The following is a 15,951-nucleotide window of genomic DNA, read 5'->3' as shown; positions in this document are numbered from 1 at the left end:
CTACCTTGGTCGGACCGCCGTGATCGGGGTTCGGGCAGGAGATCCGGATGATTGACAGAGAACACCCAATGGATGAAACCAACGCGGCACCGCCCAGCACCCGTCGGCGCATGATCATCATGATCGTGGCTGTGGGGCTGTTCCTCGGGCTGCTGATCGGCTTCAACGTCTTCAAAGGCATCATGATCAGCCGGGCGCTGGCCGGTGGAGGTGAACCGCCCCAGACCGTCACGCTCGCTCCCGCCAAGGAGGAGACCTGGGAGCCCAACCTCCAGGCGGTGGGCACCCTGAGGGCCCGGCAGGGCGCCGACCTCGCTTTCGAGGTGCCGGGCGTGGTTACCCGCATCGAAGTCACGCCCGGCGCGGAAGTGCATGAAGGCCAGCCGCTGGTGAGCCTCAGCGACGAAACCGAAATGGCGCAGCTCCGGCAGCTCCAGGCCGCCGCCGTCCTGGCCAAGGCCACCCTGCGCCGCGCCAAGGACCAATTCGAAGCCAAGACCATCAGCCCCGCGGATTTCGAGGCCGCCGAGGCGGACTTCAAGGCCAAGGAAGCCGCCGCGCAATCCCAGCAGGCCCTCGTGGCCAAGAAGCACCTGGTCGCGCCCTTCGCAGGCCGTGTGGGCATCGTGAACACCAGCCCCGGCGCCTACCTCAACGCGGGTGTGGGGGTGGTCACCCTGCAGAAGCTCGACCAGGTCTACCTGGACTTCTTCCTGCCTCAACGGGAGGCCGGTACCGTGCGCGCCGGCCAGCGGGTGGACCTCACCCTGGATGCCTTCCCCGGCAAGACCTTCGTCGGCAAGGTGTCCACCGTGAACCCCAAGGTGGATCTGAACACCCGGAACGTGCAGGTGGAGGCCATCTTCGCCAATCCGAGCCGGACGCTGCTGCCGGGCATGTTCGGCAATGCGAGCTTGAGCGTGGGCGGCGCCACCAAGGCGCTCACCCTGCCTCAGACCGCCGTCACCTACAACCCCTACGGCGCGGTCGTGTTCGTGGCCAAATCCGAGGGCGCTTCTGGTCTCAAGGCCCAGCAGGTGTTCGTGACCACCGGCGGCACGCGCGGTGATCAAGTCGCCATCCTCAAGGGTCTGAAGGCCGGGGACCAGGTGGTCACCAGCGGCGCCCTGAAGCTGCGCAACGGCACGCCCTTGAAGGTGGACAACCGGGTGCAGCCGGCCAACGATCCGCACCCCACGCCCCAGGAACAGTGAGGCAGGCATGACGTTCACGGATGTCTTCATTCGCAAGCCCGTCGTCGCCACGGTGGTGAGCCTGTTCATCCTGGTGCTGGGCCTGCGCTCCATCTTCAACCTGCCGGTGAATCAATATCCGAAGACCGAACACGCAGTGGTGACCATCACCACCGCCTATTACGGAGCGGATGCCGACACCGTGGGCGGCTTCATCACCCAGCCCCTGGAGTCGTCCATCGCCCAGGCCCAGGGCATCGACTACCTTTCGTCGTCCAGCCAGAACAGCCTGTCCACCATCACGGCCACGCTGCGCCTCAACTACAGCTCCAACAAGGCCCTCACAGAGATCACCACCCGCGTCAACGCCGTGAAGAACCAGTTGCCGCCCCAGGCGCAACAGCCGGTGATCACGGTGCAGATGGGCGACAATACCGACGCGATGTACATGGGCTTCTACAGCGACGTGCTGCCCACCAACAACATCACGGACTACCTGGAGCGGGTGGTGAAACCCCGGCTCGATTCGGTACCCGGTGTGCAGACCGCGGAGATTCTCGGCGCCCGCCAGTTCGCCCTGCGCGCCTGGCTGGATCCCCGCCGCATGGCCGCCCATGGCGTCACCGCCACCGACGTGACCCAGGCCCTCCAGAACAACAATTTCCTCTCCGCTCTGGGATCGACCAAGGGCCAGATGGTGGCGGTGGATCTCACCGCCTCCACGGGCCTGCACACCGTCGATGAATTCCGGCGTCTGGCCATTCGGCAAAGTGGTGGCGCCATCGTGCGTCTGGAGGACGTGGCCACGGTGGTGCTGGGGGCGGACGACTATTCGTTCCAGGTCTCCTTCAATGGCCGGAAGTCCGTCTTCATCGGCATCAAGGTGGCTCCCGAAGCCAACATTCTCGAGGTGGCCAAGCGGGTGCGCCAGGGCTTCCCCGAGATCCAGAAGCAGTTGCCCACGGGCCTCACGGGCGACATCGTCTATGACGCCACCAACTTCATCAATACCTCCATCTCGGAAGTGGTGATGACCCTGCTGGAAGCGCTGGTCATCGTCACAGTGGTGATCTTCCTCTTCCTCGGCACCTTCCGCGCCGTGGCGGTGCCCGTGATCGCCATGCCGCTCTCGCTGGTCGGCACCTTCTTCGTGATGCTGGCCCTGGGCTACTCCATCAACCTGCTCACCCTGCTGGCCCTGGTGCTGGCCATCGGCCTGGTGGTGGACGACGCCATCATCGTGGTGGAGAACGCCGACCGCCACATGCGGGAAGGCAAGACACCCATCGACGCCGCCATCCAGGCCGCCCGCGAACTGGGCGGCCCCATCCTCGCCATGACCGTGGTGCTGGTGGCGGTCTACGTGCCCATCGGCTTCCAGGGCGGGCTCACGGGCAGCCTCTTCACCGAGTTCGCCTTCACCCTGGCCGGCGCCGTCGCCGTATCCGGCGTGGTGGCTTTGACTCTTTCACCCATGATGTGCGGGAAGTTCTTCAAGAAGGAGCAGGACAGCGGCGCCTTCGTGCAGTTCATCGACGGCCAGTTCGAGTGGTTCCACGGGCATTACCAGCGGATCCTCAAGAGCGCGCTCCGGACCCACCTGGTCATCGTCGCCATGGGCCTCCTGCTCCTGGGGGGAACGGTCTACCTGTTCCGCTCCTCCAAGTCCGAACTGGCGCCCCAGGAAGACCAGGGCTTCATCATGTGCCAGATCCAGGGCCCGCCCACCGCCACCGTGCAGCAGATGCAGACCTATGCGGACCAGGTGTTCGAGGGCGGCAAGAAGCTGCCGGAATTCGGCCAGATGTTCCAGTTCACCAATGCGGGCTCGGCCTTCGCCGGTGTGATCACGGTGCCCTGGGATCAGCGCAAGCGCAGCGCCGATCAGATTGCCGAGGAGCTGCAGGGCACCTGGGGCGCCATCGCCGGCGCGCGGGTGGCGGTGTTCCAGCCACCCTCTCTGCCTGGAGCAACGGGGCTTCCTGTGGAATTCGTCATCAAGACCACCGAGCCCTTCGCCCGCCTCAACCAGGTGGCCCAGGCCGTGGTGGACAAGGCCCAGGCCAGCGGCATGTTCTTCTTCGTGGACTCGGATCTGAAGATCGACAAGCCCCAGTCCACCCTCGTGCTGGACCGCGACATGATCGCCTCCCTGGGCCTCACGCAGCAGGATGTGGGTGATGCGCTGGGCGGCGCGCTGGGCGGTGGCTACGTGAACTACTTCTCCATCGCAGGCCGCTCCTACCGCGTGATTCCCCAGGTGCTCCAGACCTCCCGGTTGAACCCGGACCAGGTGCTGGACTATCACATCAAGGCCCCGGATGGTTCGGTGCTGACCGCTTCCACCGTGGCCTCGCTGAAACACGAGGTGGTGCCCCAGTCCATCAAGCGGTTCCAGCAGCTGAACTCCGCCACCATCTCCGGCGTGTTCGCCCCCTCCTTCAGCCAGGAGGAGGTGCTCGCCTTCATGCGGAACGCCCTCCGGGAGGCGGCCCCCACGGGCTATGAATCCGACTATTCCGGCGTCTCCCGCCAGTTCATGCAGGAGTCCGGCGGCTTCTTCGTCACGCTGGGCTTCGCCATCCTCATCGTGTTCCTGGCCCTGGCCGCGCAGTTCAACAGCATGCGCGATCCCATCATCATCCTGGTGTCCGTGCCCATGGCCCTCTTCGGCGCCATGATCTTCATCAACCTGGGCCTGGCCACGCTCAACATCTACACCCAGGTGGGTCTGGTGACGCTCATGGGCCTCATCAGCAAGCACGGCATCCTCATCGTGCAGTTCGCCAACGAGCTGCAGGCCGAAGGGAAGTCCAAGCTGGATGCCATCACGGAGGCCGCCGCCATCCGCCTGCGGCCCATCCTCATGACCACGGCCGCCATGGTGCTGGGCGTCTTCCCGTTGGTGATCGCCGGCGGAGCGGGCGCCGCGGGCCGCAAGGCCATGGGCCTGGTGATTTTCACCGGGCTGTCCATCGGCACGCTGTTCACCCTGTTCGTGGTGCCGGCCTTCTACCTGCTGCTGGGCACGGACCGGCACAGCGGAGAACGCCCTCCGGCTGAAGCCTGATCCTTCACACACAAAAAGGCGGGTGGCATGCCACCCGCCTTTTTGTGTGAAGCCGCGGCCTACTGGGCGGTCTTGAAGATCTCATCCAATGCGATGACGGTGACATCCTCGGGTTTGAGGTCGAGCTTGAGGCGCGAGATGGCGGCATCCTCGTCCTTCAGTTCCGGCTTGGGCGACTGGTAGGCCGGGATGGGCGAGGCCTCCGCGAGCAGATCCTTCTTCAGGCTGTCGGCATCCTTGGCGACCATCACCACCTCCAACCCGGTGGTGCGCAAGTGGCGCTTGATGGCGGCGTTCACATCCGCCGCCTTGAGGGCCAGCAGGCGGGCCTTGAAGGTTTCGGCATAACCCTTGTCGAAGCCCAGGCCTGCCATGTCGAGGTCGTGGCCCAGGCGCTTGGAGCCGGTGTCCGTGAGGTGGGGCACGAACTTGGCGAGGAAGGTGCGGCTGGCTTCAAAATCTTTTTCGCTGAGCCCCTGCTTGACCACCTTGTCCAGCTCGTAGAGGGCGCCCTTCAGCGCAAAAGCTCCGTTCTGGGGCGCCACGGGGCGGATCCAGATCTGGAAGTGGTTGAGGCTGCGGGTGAGGCCCGGATCGGGCTGGAAGCGGAACATGCCGCCGGGGAAGGGCTCGATGTAGGCGTAATCGCCGTAGTTCAGGCCCCGCACCTCACGGAGGCGCTGGTAGAGGAGGGCCGTGCTGTTGCGGTGCTGGCCCAGGTAGCTGGCCACCACCCACAGCGCCGCGAAATCGGGATGGTTGCGATCCACAGCGATGGGGAAGCCGAAGGAGATGGCCGTGGCCCGGGTGTCCTTGGCCACGATCTGAACGTGGCTCGCGGTGCCCGTGGCGGCCACCTTCAACGCGGGCGCGGCGGCGCCCTCCGCAGGCAGGGCCGCCAGGGTGCGGAGCACCTGTCCCTTGTGCTCAGGGCCATAGCCACCGGCCAGGCCGATTCGCAGATTCTTGCGGGTGTAGTGGGCCTTCACGAAGGCCTTCACATCCTCCAGGGTGATGGCGGCGAGACCTGCCTCGGTGCCCAGCACCGGATGGGCGAAGGGCTCGGCGTACAGGCGGCTCTCCAGCGCGAGCTTGCCCAGCTCCTCGTCGTTGTTGGCCTTGAGCCCCACCTTGAGGGCGTTCACCTGCTGCGACTTGAGACGAGAGAAATCCTCGTCGCGGAAGCCGGGCTCGGTGAGCTGCTCCAGGGCCAGGTCCAGGGCCTCGGTGGCCTTCAGCTTGGCCGCGGTGAGGCTGAAAGAGGTACGCTCCTTGTCCACCAGGCTGCCCATGCCGCTGCCCGTGGCCGCGAAGGCCTTGGTGATCTCGGCAAAACCCTTGGCGCGGGTGCCCGCATCTTCGATCATGGCCGCCGCCAAGGAGGCGAGCCCTTCCTTGCCGACCGGATCATCCACCGAACCGGTGCGGAAGACGACGCGGAGGTTCACCAGGGGCGAGGCCGAAGGCTCTTCCAGAAGGGCCAGCTTCGGCAGCTCGGCCAGCTTGGCGGCCCTGGCCTCCACGCCGGGGAAGTCGGCCTTGAGGTTTTCTGGCAGAGCCTCGTGGCTGAGGGTGGTGATAACGCGGTTCCGGTCCTGGAAGGTGGCCTTGGCCATGCGGCTCAGGTCGGTGGTCTGAACCGTCTCGCCCAGGGCCATGGTCTTGACGATGGCTTCGGGATCACGGTCGTAGGCTGTGAAGCGCGCCACGGCGCCCGCCACCCGCTCGGTGGATTCCAGGGCGCGGGCGAAGCCCAGCCGATCCTCGGTCTTCGCCTCTTCCAGCTTGGCGGGCGAGAAGGGCACGGCCAGGGCCCTGGCGCAGGTATCGAGGATGACCTCCCGCACGTAGGCCAGATCCTCCAGCTTCTTCACGCGGGCCCCGATGGTGAAGAGCTCAGGATCCTTGTTGCTGCCGCCGCCCGCGAAGAGCTGATCCACCTTCTGCTCCTGCACCACCAACCGCTGGTACACCTCGGACTGCTGGCCGAAGAGCAGCTTGCCCACCAGTTCCAGAGCCGCGCTGTCGTTTTTGACGGTGCTGAACTTGGCGGGGGTGTGGAAAGACACCGTCATCCAGGGGATGGTCGGCGTCGCCCAGGGCACGTGGGCCGTCACCGGGCCCTTGGCCTCAGGCTCCTGCGGCACCACGGGGGGCTTCACCGTGCCGCGCTTCCAGGCACCGAAGTATTTCTCCACGAGCGGGAATGTCTGCTCGGGACTGACATCACCCGCGATGATGACGGTGACGTTCTCGGGCTTGTACCAGCGGTTGAAGAACTCGCGCGAGTACTTGAACTGGTTGGGCATGTCCTCGATGTCCTTGAGGAAGCCCATGGTGGTGTGCTTGTAGGTGTGCGTGGTGAAGGCCGCCTCGCGCATGACTTCAAAGAGTTTGGAAATGGGGTTGGCTGAATTCTTGTTGTACTCGCCGAGCACCGCGCGGCTTTCATCCTTGAAGGCGCTCTCTTCATACTCCAGATTCTGGAAGCGGTCCGCCTCCAGCTTCAGCCAGGTCTCCAGATCCTCCTTGCCGCAGGTGGTGTGGTAGTTGGTGAGGTCATCGCTGGTGTAGGCGTTCTGGGCCGCGCCCGTACGCTTGAGGGTTTCGTTCCAGGCCTCGGGCGACACCGTCTTGGTGCCCCGGAACATCATGTGCTCGAAGAAGTGGGCGAAACCCGACTTCCCCGGTTCCACTTCGTTGCGCGACCCCGTGCTCACGGGAATCTGGATGGCCACCAGACCCGGCATGCCCGTGGGAATGACCGCCACCTTGAGACCGTTGGGCAGGGTCTTCTGATGGATGGTGAAGGGGAAGGCCTTGGTGCTCTGGGCCAGGCTGCGCGGGGCTTTGGCCGGTGGCTTGGGTGCGGCCGCAGGGGTCTGGGCGCCAGATATCAGGCTGGGGATCAGGGTGGGAACGAGGGCCAGGATGGCGGGTTTCATGGGAACTCCGGGGGAGAGGGATCAGTCTGCCTTGAACGGGCCTTCATCACAGACACCCGAGAGGTGAGGTGAATCAGAGCCTCCGAAGGATCGAAAGACCCCCTGGACAGGGGACGAACTAGCTGCATCATAATGTGATGCTCATCTCAAAACGATCCTTCCTCACCTTGTTCGCCCTGGCCGTGGTGTCAGCCTCGGCCCAGGAGCCCATCGATGCGGCCATGAATGCCCGCATCCGGGAGGAGGCCCTTCAGCATTCGCAGGTCATGGCCACCCTGCACCAACTCACCGATGTGTTCAGCCCCCGGCTCACGGGTTCACCCACCTACAAAGCCGCGGCGGAATGGTCGCGCGATCAGATGAAGGCCTGGGGCCTCAGCAACGCCCATCTGGAAGCCTGGAACTGGGGCCATCCGGGCTGGGCCAATGAGCGCTGTGCCGCCCATGTGGAGGCCCCCTGGAAGGGCCATCTGGCCGTGGAAGTGCTGGCCTGGACGCCCTCCACCCAGGGCACCGCCCGCGGCGCCGCCTTCCACCTGCCAGTCCCCGACGAGCCCACCCAGGAGGAGCTCAACGCCGTGCTTCAGGCTGCCGCAGACAAAGTGGCGGGGAGAATCGTCTTGGCCGGGGTGCTCAAGGAGGTCCCTGCGCTGAATCCCAACCCTTCGTCGCCCCGCCTTTCCGATGAAAGCCTCGCCAAGCGCTTCGACCCTGCGAATCCGAATCCGCCGCGCATGCCAGCGCCACCCGCCCGCCGCCCTGGGGCGCTGGAGCCCCGGGCCATCAACGAACAGGTGGATGCCTTCCTGGTGACCCACAAGGCCCTGGCCCGCATTAATGACAGCGCCCTGCGCAACGGTCAGATCAGAGCCTTCAGCAACCGCAGCTACGACCTCGCCAAAGTGGTGCCCACCCTGGCCATGCGCCACGAAGACTACGGCCGCATCTGCCGCGTGCTGCAGGATGGCAAGGAGGTGCAGCTGGCCCTGGAAATCGCCAACCGCCTCTATCCCGAGAACACCCAGGGCTACAACGTCATCGCCGAAGTCCCGGGCACCGACAAGGCCGGCGACGTGGTGATGCTGGGCGCCCACCTGGATTCCTGGCACACCGCCACGGGCGCCACAGACAACGGCGTGAACGCCGCCATCATGATGGAGGTTGGCCGCATTCTGCAGAAACTCGGCAAGCCCCGCCGCACCATCCGCATCGCCCTCTGGGATGGCGAAGAACACGGCCTGCTGGGCTCGGCCGCCTACGTGGAGGCCCACTATGGCAGCGCCGAGGCGCCCAAGCCCGCCTTCGGCGAATTGGTGGCCTGCTTCAACACGGATGCAGGCGCGGGCCAAGTTCGCGGCCTGTCGCTCTTCGGCCCCGCGGCGGGGGGACAGGTGCTGCGCGAGCTCGTGGCGCCCTTCAACGACCTCGCCGTCAAGGGCGCCAGCACCAGCGCCAACCGCCCCAGCCGGCTGCGCTCGGGCCCTTCTTCCGACTCCGCCTCCTTCAGCGCCGCCGGATTGCCCACCATCAACGTGGCCCAGGACGGCCTCGAGTATTTCGAGTACACCTGGCACACCACCCTCGACACCCTGGAGCGCGTGCCTCCCGAAGATACCAAGCGCACCGCCGCCGTGCTGGCCTCCGTGGCCTGGCACCTGGCCACCCGGGAGGAGCGGCTGCCCTTCTTCACCAAGGAAACCCTGCCGCCTGTGCCACCACCTCCGGCCCCCGCGACACCGGCTCCGACCGCCCCAGCCTCGCCCACGCCCGCGATCAAATCCTGAGTAGCGATCACCCCCGGGCCTTCAGCATCCACCCCACTTCCCTCGATGGGTGGCCCGGCAAGAGGGTATGCTGGCCAACCCCCACAGGAGCAATCATGCCATTCGCCCGCCTTGCCCTGGCCGCCCTCCTGGCCGGAACCCTGGCCCATGCCCAGGCACCCACACCTGCCGCCGCGGCACCTGCCAAGGCGCTCAGCGCCGGCGAGGTGCTGGATCGGCAATTGGCTCGGCTGGAGCGGGAATTCGTCCCGGCCGCCGAGGCCCTGGACGAGGCCCACTACGGTTTCGCCCCCACGGCCGGCGAGTTCAAGGGCGTGAAGACCTTCGCCCGCCAGGTGCGCCACGTTGCGTCGGCCAATTTCCAGTTCGCCGCAGGCATTCTGGGCGAGAAAGCCCCTGTGGATCTTGGTGGAGATGACGGCCCCGAAGCGCTCAAAACGAAGGCCGAGATCGTGACGTATCTGAAGGCGTCCTTCGCCTACGCGCACAAGGCCTTCGCCAGCCTGAAGGCCGAGGCCCTCGCCGAGCCCATTCCCAGCCCCTGGGGATCCGGCACCACCACTCGCCTCGCCCTGGCCGTTCACACCGTGGATCACGGCTACGATCACTACGGCCAGCTGGTGGTCTATCTGCGTTTGAACGGCATCATCCCGCCCGCCAGTCGGCAGTAGCTCCGTGCTGAAGCTGCGCCACGCCTCCATCGCCCTTCTGGTCGGGGCCCTGCCCTGCCTGCAGGCCCAGGTGCCCGTGAGGGATGCGGCAGAGCTGCACAAGCAGCTGGACCGCCTCCAGGTGGTAGGCAGCGTCCTCTACATCGCAGCCCACCCCGATGACGAAAACACCGGCCTGCTGGCCGCCCTCTCCAAGGGCCGCAACCTGCGCACGGCCTACCTCGCCATCACCCGTGGCGGTGGCGGTCAGAACCTCATCGGCCCCGAACTGGGCGATGGCCTCGCGGCCATCCGGACGCAGGAACTCCTGGCGGCCCGGCGCATCGATGGCGCCGAACAGTTCTTCACCTCCGCCGTGGACTTCGGCTTTTCCAAGACCGCCAAGGAATCGCTGCAGATCTGGAACCACGACCTGGTGCTGGGCGAGGTGGTGCGCACCATCCGCACCTTCCGTCCCGACGTGATCATCACCCGCTTCCCGCCGGATGAGCGCGCTGGCCATGGCCACCACACCGCATCCGCCCTGCTGGCCATCGAGGCCTTCAAGGCCGCGGCGGATCCCACCCGCTACCCCGAACAGCTCAAGGCCGGCCTCCGCCCCTGGCAGGCCACGCGCCTGCTCTGGAACCACTTCCGCTTCAGCGACGATGCGCCCAAGCCCGCTCCCGGCAGCCTCACCTTCGAGGTGGGTGCCTACGATCCGCTGCTGGGCCGGTCCTACGGCGAACTCGCCGCCGAAAGCCGCAGCCAGCACCGCAGCCAGGGCTTCGGCGTGCTGGCCCAGCGCGGGGGGCGGGAAGAAAGCTTCGAGCTGTTGGCTGGAATGCCCGCCCAACGGGATCTCTTTGAGGGTGTCGACCTCACCTGGTCGCGCTTCAAGGGAACGGAGAAAGTGGCCGAGGCCCTGAAGGAAACCCGTAACGCCTACCCGGTCGACCGCCCTGGGGCCATCCGCCCCTGGTTGCTGCGCGCCCTGCGGGAACTGCGCGCCCTGCCCGCCGACCTGCAACGCGAGCCGCTGATCCAGGCCAAGACGGCGGAAGTGGAAGAAGCCCTCCGCATGGCGCTGGGACTGTGGGTGGAGGCCATCGCAGATCGCCAGCAGGTGTCTCCAGGCAGCCCGCTCACGGTCAGCGTCGCCGTGCTGCCCCGCAGCGGCGAACCACTCACCTTGCAATCCCTTCGCTTGGAGGCGGTGGGTCCCCAAGGCGTCCAGCCCCTAGAGGACCGCTCGGACGGTCAGTCCCTGACCGACAATGTGCCGAAGAAAGCGGTCTTCACGGTCACGCTGCCCAAGGACACACGACTCACCCAGCCTCACTGGCTGGGAGGACCCGGTGCCGCGGCCTGGGCGGGCCTGCCCGAATCCCCTGCGCCCTTCCGCCTGCGCGTCCGCCTGGCCAGTCCCTCCACACCCGCCGAGACCTTCGAAGTCAGCGTACCGGTGCAATACCGCTTCCGCGACCCCGTGCTGGGGGAACGCTACCAACCCCTGGCCGTGGTGCCGCCCGCCCTGGTGACCCTGACGGATCCGGTGCTCGTGTTTGAAGGCGGCGCCACCAAGGAACTGCGCCTCAAGGTGCTGGCCGGAGCCGCAGGTGCCACCGGTCGCGTGCGCCTTCCCGCCCCCAAGGGCTGGCGAGTGGAACCTGCCGAGCAGCCCTTCCAGCTGCGCCAGATGGGCGAGGAACAGGAGCTGGTCTTCCGGGTGACACCACCGGCGGCCACGGCCTCAGCGGAGCTGAGGCCCGAGGTGGATGCCGGTTCGGGATTCACCCCCGCCCACAGCCGCCTGAAGCTCGATCACCCCCACATCCCCCTGCAGACCCTCCTGCCCGAGGCCAAGGTCCGCCTTGAGCGCTTCGACCTGAAGCACAACGGCCACCGCATCGGCTATGTCATGGGCGCGGGCGATGAGATTCCCCAGGCCCTGCGCCGCATTGGTTACGAGGTGGAGCTGTTGTCGGACGAGGCCCTGGCGCGAGAAGATCTGGCCCGCTTCGACGCCATCGTGCTGGGCATCCGCGCCTACAACACGCGCCCCGCCCTGCTCTCCCTCAAGGACCGCCTCCATGCCTATGTGGCCGCGGGCGGCACTGAGGTGGTGCTCTACACCGTGAACACGGGCTTCCCCGGCATCAATGCCGCCATGGTCACCGATGCCATCGGTCCCTATCCCTTCAAGGTGGGCCGCAAGCGCATCACCGACGAAACGGTGCCCGTCCGATTCCTGCAACCCGACCATCCTGTCTTCCACTGGCCCAACGAACTCACGGCCGGGGATTTCGACGGCTGGATCCAGGAGCGCAGCCTCTACCACGCCGAAGGCTGGGACGCCCACTATACGCCCCTGCTGGGCATGGCCGATCCCGGTGAGGCCGCGGACAACGGCGCCCTCATCGTGGCCCAACACGGCAAGGGCACCTACGTCTACACGGGCCTCGCCTTCTTCCGCCAGCTGCCGGATGGTGTGCCCGGGGCCACGCGCCTCTTCGCCAACCTCCTGGCCCTGGGCCATGCCCATGCCAAGGCCCTGGCCCATGATTGAACCGGGAACAGACGAGATCGAAGAGGCCCCGCCCCTCCTGGGCACCTGGAAGCGCCTCTACGCCGCCGTGCTGGGTGAACTCCTGCTCTGCATCCTGCTCTTCCGCCTCTTCTCCTGGACGTTCTCGTGAGTCGCATCGACTGGTTGGTCCTGGGCGGCGCGCTGCTCTTCGTCGTCCTCTGGGGCCTCTACAAGGGCCGCGGCGCCAAGACTGGCGACAGCTACATCGGTGGAGGCCGCGACCATCGCTGGTGGCTCATTGGCCTCTCCATCATTGCCACGCAGACCAGCGCCATCACCTTCCTCTCGACGCCCGGGCTGGCCTATGTGGATGGCATGCGCTTCGTGCAGTTCTACTTCGGCCTGCCCCTGGCCGCGGTGGTGCTCTCCGTCACCCTCATCCCGCTCTACCACCGGCTGAAGGTCTCCACGGCCTACGAGATCCTGGAGGCCCGTTTTGATCTGAAGACGCGCCTGCTGGCGGCCTGCCTGTTCCTGTTGCAGCGGGGCCTGGCCGTGGGCATCACCATCTTCGCCCCGGCCCTGGTGCTGTCGGTGCTGCTGGGCTGGAGCATCCACGTCAACATCCTGCTGGTGGGCACGCTCGTGATGATCTACACCGTCACCGGCGGCACCAAGGCCGTGGCCTGGGCCCACAGCTCGCAGATGGTCATCATCGCCTGCGGCATGCTGCTGGCGGGCATCATGACCGCCCACCGCCTGCCCGCCCATGTGAGCTTCAGCGATGCGCTGCATGTCGCCGGCGGCCTGGGCCGGCTGAACGTCATCGACACCCACTTCGATCCCAACAACCGCTACAACCTGTGGTCGGGACTCATCGGCGGCTTCTTCCTCATGCTGTCCTACTTCGGCACAGACCAGTCCCAGGTGCAGCGGTACCTGGCCGGAAGCGATCTTACGCAAAGCCGCCTGGGCCTGTTGCTCAACGGCATGATCAAAGTGCCCATGCAGTTCCTCATCCTGTTGCTGGGCGCCCTGGTCTTCGTGTTCTACCAGTTCCACACGCCGCCCGTCTTCTTTAACCCGGGCCCCGTGAAGCAGGTGATGGCCGGACCGGATGCCGCCGCCTACCAGGCTCTGGAAGCCGATTTCGCGCAAGCGCGGGGCCTGCAAAGCCAGAAGGCCGAAGCCTACGTGTTGGCGCGCCATGGCGGAGATGCCACACAGATCGAAGCGGCCAAGGTGCAATTGCAGCAGGCCCACGCGACCAGCGAGACCGTGCGCCGACAAGCCGTGAAGCTCATCGAAAAGGCCAACCCCGGCACCAATCCCAGCGACACCAACTACATCTTCCTGGCCTATGTGCTGAGCAGCCTGCCGGTGGGTCTGGTCGGCCTGGTCATCGCGGCCGTATTCTCAGGCTCCATGTCCTCCATGTCGGGCGAGATCAGTGCCTTGGGCGCCACCACCGTGGTGGACCTCTGGAGGCGCCTCATCGGCGGCAGTCGAGGCCAACACGAGGGCTCACGGGAAGTCTGGGTGGGCCGCCTCGCCACCTTCGCCTGGGGCTGCTTCGCCATGGGCTTCGCGGAATACGCCGCGCGGCTGGGTTCGCTCATCGAGGCCGTGAACATCCTGGGCTCCCTCTTCTACGGCACCATCCTCGGCATCTTCATCACGGCCTTTTATGTGAAGCGGGTGCACGGCGGGGCCGCCTTCTACGCAGCCCTGGTGGCCGAGGCCGGGGTGCTGCTCTGCTTCACCTTCACCCGCATCTCCTTCCTCTGGTACAACCTCATCGGCTGCGTGGCCGTGGTGGCCCTGGCCTGGTGCTTCAGCCTGATCCTGCCCACGGGCACACACCCGGAACCTGCTTCCTAGCGGTCACACAAAAGATCCACCACGAAGGCACGAAACCACGAAGGGTGCATACCGTCCTGCGCCAGAAGGAGACGGGGCGCGATTCCAGCACGCTTCGTGTCTTGGTGTCTTCGTGGTGATCTTTATTTCTTTGAGTGCAAGTCCGCTTCAGCCACCCGCGGTTTTAGGAACCACACGGTCTGGATGAGGCCATCCTTCACTTCATAAATGGCCGTCCCCGCGAAGGCGGTTTTGGTCGCATCCCAACGGTGGACGAACTGCTCCTGGTCGATGACGAAGGGGCCCTGGATCGCGTGGTTGGTGATGTGCACGGCCTGATCGGGGCGCTGCTTGAACATCTCGGCGTACTTGGCCTGCAGGGTTTCGCGGCCCTTCATGAGATCCGTGGTTTCCGGCAAGGTGCGGATGGCCACGTCTGGCGCGTAGGTGGCCGCGAAGGCCACGGCATCCCGCGCGTTGTAGGCATTCAGCTGCCGCTGCACCACCTCTTCGGCGGAGGGTTTCAGGATGTCTGCGGGAAGGTGGGCCTGCCCGCTCTTCACCACCAGGTGGAGGCGGCGGGTGTTCAGCATGTCCTGCAGGGGATCCGCGTCCAGCACCAGCAGATCCGCCCCCTTCCCTGCTTCCACGGATCCGAATTCCTTTTCCCTCCCCAGCACCTTGGCGCCGTTCAGGGTGGAACAGGCCAAGATTTCTTTTGGCGAGAGGCCCGCCTGGGCCATGAGCTTCAGCTCCGTGTAATAGGAGGCGCCATGGAAGGTGCCGGGATTGCCCGCATCCGTGCCGGTGGCCACCGTGACACCCGCGGCCACCAGGCGGCGCAGGTTGTCCAGGGCCACGGTTGGTGCCTCCCAGACCTTGCCCTCCTGGATGGCCTTGGTGGCGGCCTCGTCGAGCTTCAGGGGCAGGTGCATGAGATCAAAGAGGGTGCCCATGACCTGGGGGTTCGCCAGCTCGTACTCCCAGGGATCGAAGGCGTAACGGCGGGACCGCAACAGGGGCCCGCCCCGGAACACCACCAGGGTGGGGATGAGGATCACGCCCCGGCGCTTCATCTCGGCCAGCAGCGTGTCCGGGATGGGCTGGTCGAGGACGCTGTGCACCAGGATGCTGGCACCAGATGCCACGGCCTCCGTGGCTCCGGCCAACGACGTGGAATGGACCGCCATCCGCATGCCCAGTTTCTTCGCCTCGTCGTAGGCGGCCTTCTGCACCGCGGTGGTGGGGCCCTCGGACACCCACATCTTGAAGACATCCCCACGCAGGGCCGCCTGGCGGCGCACCTCGGCCCGCGCGGCTTCCTCGGTGGTGCCCGCGATCACCGGTGGATCATTGCCCGTGGTGAGGAAGTGCGGACCGCCGTTGCGTCCCTGCAATGGCCCCGGCGTGAGCAGCGGACCGGCCACCCAGACATGGGGCGCCAGTTCCGTCTGGTTGGCCTGAGCCCGCACCTCGTAGTTCCAGTTGGGACCGCCCATGTCGATGGCACCGGTGATGCCGCAGCGGAGGTAGCGTGCGAAGGTGTCGGGCAGGTTCTTGCGGATGAGGGCCTGTTCCTCTTCGTAGCTGCGGTAGGCCCGCAGATCCCGGCCATCGGGGCGTGTGTAGAGTCCCCCCGACTGGAAGAAGTGGATGTGGGAATCCACCAGGCCGGGCATGATCCACTTTCCGGAGACATCCACCCGCTCTGCATCCGCGGGGATCTTCACCTTGGCCGCGGGCCCGGCGGCCAGAATGCGGCCATCCTTCAGCACCACCACCGCGTTGGGGATGGAGGCAGCGCCAGGATTCACCAGGGTCGCCCCCACATAGGCGCGCGGCGTGGCCTGGGCCAGCAGGGGGAGCCCCGGCAGCGCGATCAGCCACGTGGCAGTTCCCATCTTGCGTCTCAAGGACAT

General features: G+C 66.2%; 9 protein-coding genes. 7 read left to right on the top strand and 2 right to left on the bottom strand.

Translation table 11 applies throughout. The features are described from left to right. The first annotated feature begins 47 nt into the window (after positions 1-47). Together Q9293_RS05150 and Q9293_RS05145 are read left to right on the top strand one after the other, a co-directional pair. Positions 48-1,214 (top strand): efflux RND transporter periplasmic adaptor subunit, encoded by a 1,167-nt coding sequence (locus tag Q9293_RS05150; RefSeq protein ID WP_306250722.1) that lies wholly within the window; start codon positions 48-50, stop codon positions 1,212-1,214. 7 nt (positions 1,215-1,221) lie between these two features. After that, positions 1,222-4,263 (top strand): efflux RND transporter permease subunit, encoded by a 3,042-nt coding sequence (locus Q9293_RS05145; RefSeq protein WP_306250720.1) that lies wholly within the window; start codon positions 1,222-1,224, stop codon positions 4,261-4,263. Between the two features lie 59 nt (positions 4,264-4,322). On the opposite strand, the gene Q9293_RS05140 is transcribed toward Q9293_RS05145, so the two are convergent. Continuing rightward, positions 4,323-7,208: a pitrilysin family protein gene (locus Q9293_RS05140; RefSeq protein WP_306250717.1), complete on the bottom strand. Its 2,886-nt coding sequence runs from the start codon at positions 7,206-7,208 to the stop codon at positions 4,323-4,325. A 137-nt stretch (positions 7,209-7,345) separates the two neighbouring features. Here Q9293_RS05140 and Q9293_RS05135 point away from each other — a divergent pair, with 137 nt between their 5' ends. From Q9293_RS05135 to Q9293_RS05115, 5 genes are all read left to right on the top strand, one after another. Next, positions 7,346-8,992, top strand: coding sequence for a M28 family peptidase (locus tag Q9293_RS05135; protein WP_306250715.1), 1,647 nt, complete (start codon positions 7,346-7,348; stop codon positions 8,990-8,992). Between the two features lie 95 nt (positions 8,993-9,087). Continuing rightward, positions 9,088-9,663 (top strand): DinB family protein, encoded by a 576-nt coding sequence (locus Q9293_RS05130; RefSeq protein WP_306250713.1) that lies wholly within the window; start codon positions 9,088-9,090, stop codon positions 9,661-9,663. A gap of 4 nt (positions 9,664-9,667) precedes the next feature. After that, positions 9,668-12,211 carry a PIG-L family deacetylase gene (locus Q9293_RS05125; RefSeq protein WP_306250711.1) on the top strand — a complete coding sequence of 848 codons (2,544 nt, stop codon included), beginning with the start codon at positions 9,668-9,670 and terminating at the stop codon, positions 12,209-12,211. Continuing rightward, positions 12,204-12,341: a hypothetical protein gene (locus tag Q9293_RS05120; protein ID WP_306250710.1), complete on the top strand. Its 138-nt coding sequence runs from the start codon at positions 12,204-12,206 to the stop codon at positions 12,339-12,341. Before Q9293_RS05125 ends, Q9293_RS05120 begins: the two co-directional genes overlap by 8 nt. Continuing rightward, entirely contained in the window at positions 12,338-14,053 is a 1,716-nt protein-coding gene (locus Q9293_RS05115; protein WP_306250708.1) for a sodium:solute symporter, read from the top strand. Before Q9293_RS05120 ends, Q9293_RS05115 begins: the two co-directional genes overlap by 4 nt. 122 nt (positions 14,054-14,175) lie before the next feature. Here Q9293_RS05115 and Q9293_RS05110 read toward each other — a convergent pair whose 3' ends face one another. Beyond that, positions 14,176-15,951, bottom strand: a complete 1,776-nt coding sequence (locus Q9293_RS05110) for an amidohydrolase family protein (RefSeq protein ID WP_306250706.1) — start codon at positions 15,949-15,951, stop codon at positions 14,176-14,178.

This window comes from Geothrix sp. PMB-07 (assembly GCF_030758935.1).
GTDB lineage: Bacteria > Acidobacteriota > Holophagae > Holophagales > Holophagaceae > Geothrix.
The sequence above is the reverse complement of the archived record's forward strand: the minus strand, read 5'-3'. Positions and strand labels throughout refer to the sequence as shown.

What these genes read in the sequence shown, in the direction of transcription:
- Q9293_RS05150 (WP_306250722.1), top strand. Translation starts at nt 48, where the DNA reads ATGATTGACAGAGAACACCCAATGGATGAAACCAACGCGGCACCGCCC.
- Q9293_RS05145 (WP_306250720.1), top strand. Translation starts at nt 1,222, where the DNA reads ATGACGTTCACGGATGTCTTCATTCGCAAGCCCGTCGTCGCCACGGTG.
- Q9293_RS05140 (WP_306250717.1), bottom strand. Translation starts at nt 7,208, where the DNA reads ATGAAACCCGCCATCCTGGCCCTCGTTCCCACCCTGATCCCCAGCCTG.
- Q9293_RS05135 (WP_306250715.1), top strand. Translation starts at nt 7,346, where the DNA reads ATGCTCATCTCAAAACGATCCTTCCTCACCTTGTTCGCCCTGGCCGTG.
- Q9293_RS05130 (WP_306250713.1), top strand. Translation starts at nt 9,088, where the DNA reads ATGCCATTCGCCCGCCTTGCCCTGGCCGCCCTCCTGGCCGGAACCCTG.
- Q9293_RS05120 (WP_306250710.1), top strand. Translation starts at nt 12,204, where the DNA reads ATGATTGAACCGGGAACAGACGAGATCGAAGAGGCCCCGCCCCTCCTG.
- Q9293_RS05110 (WP_306250706.1), bottom strand. Translation starts at nt 15,951, where the DNA reads ATGTCCTTGAGACGCAAGATGGGAACTGCCACGTGGCTGATCGCGCTG.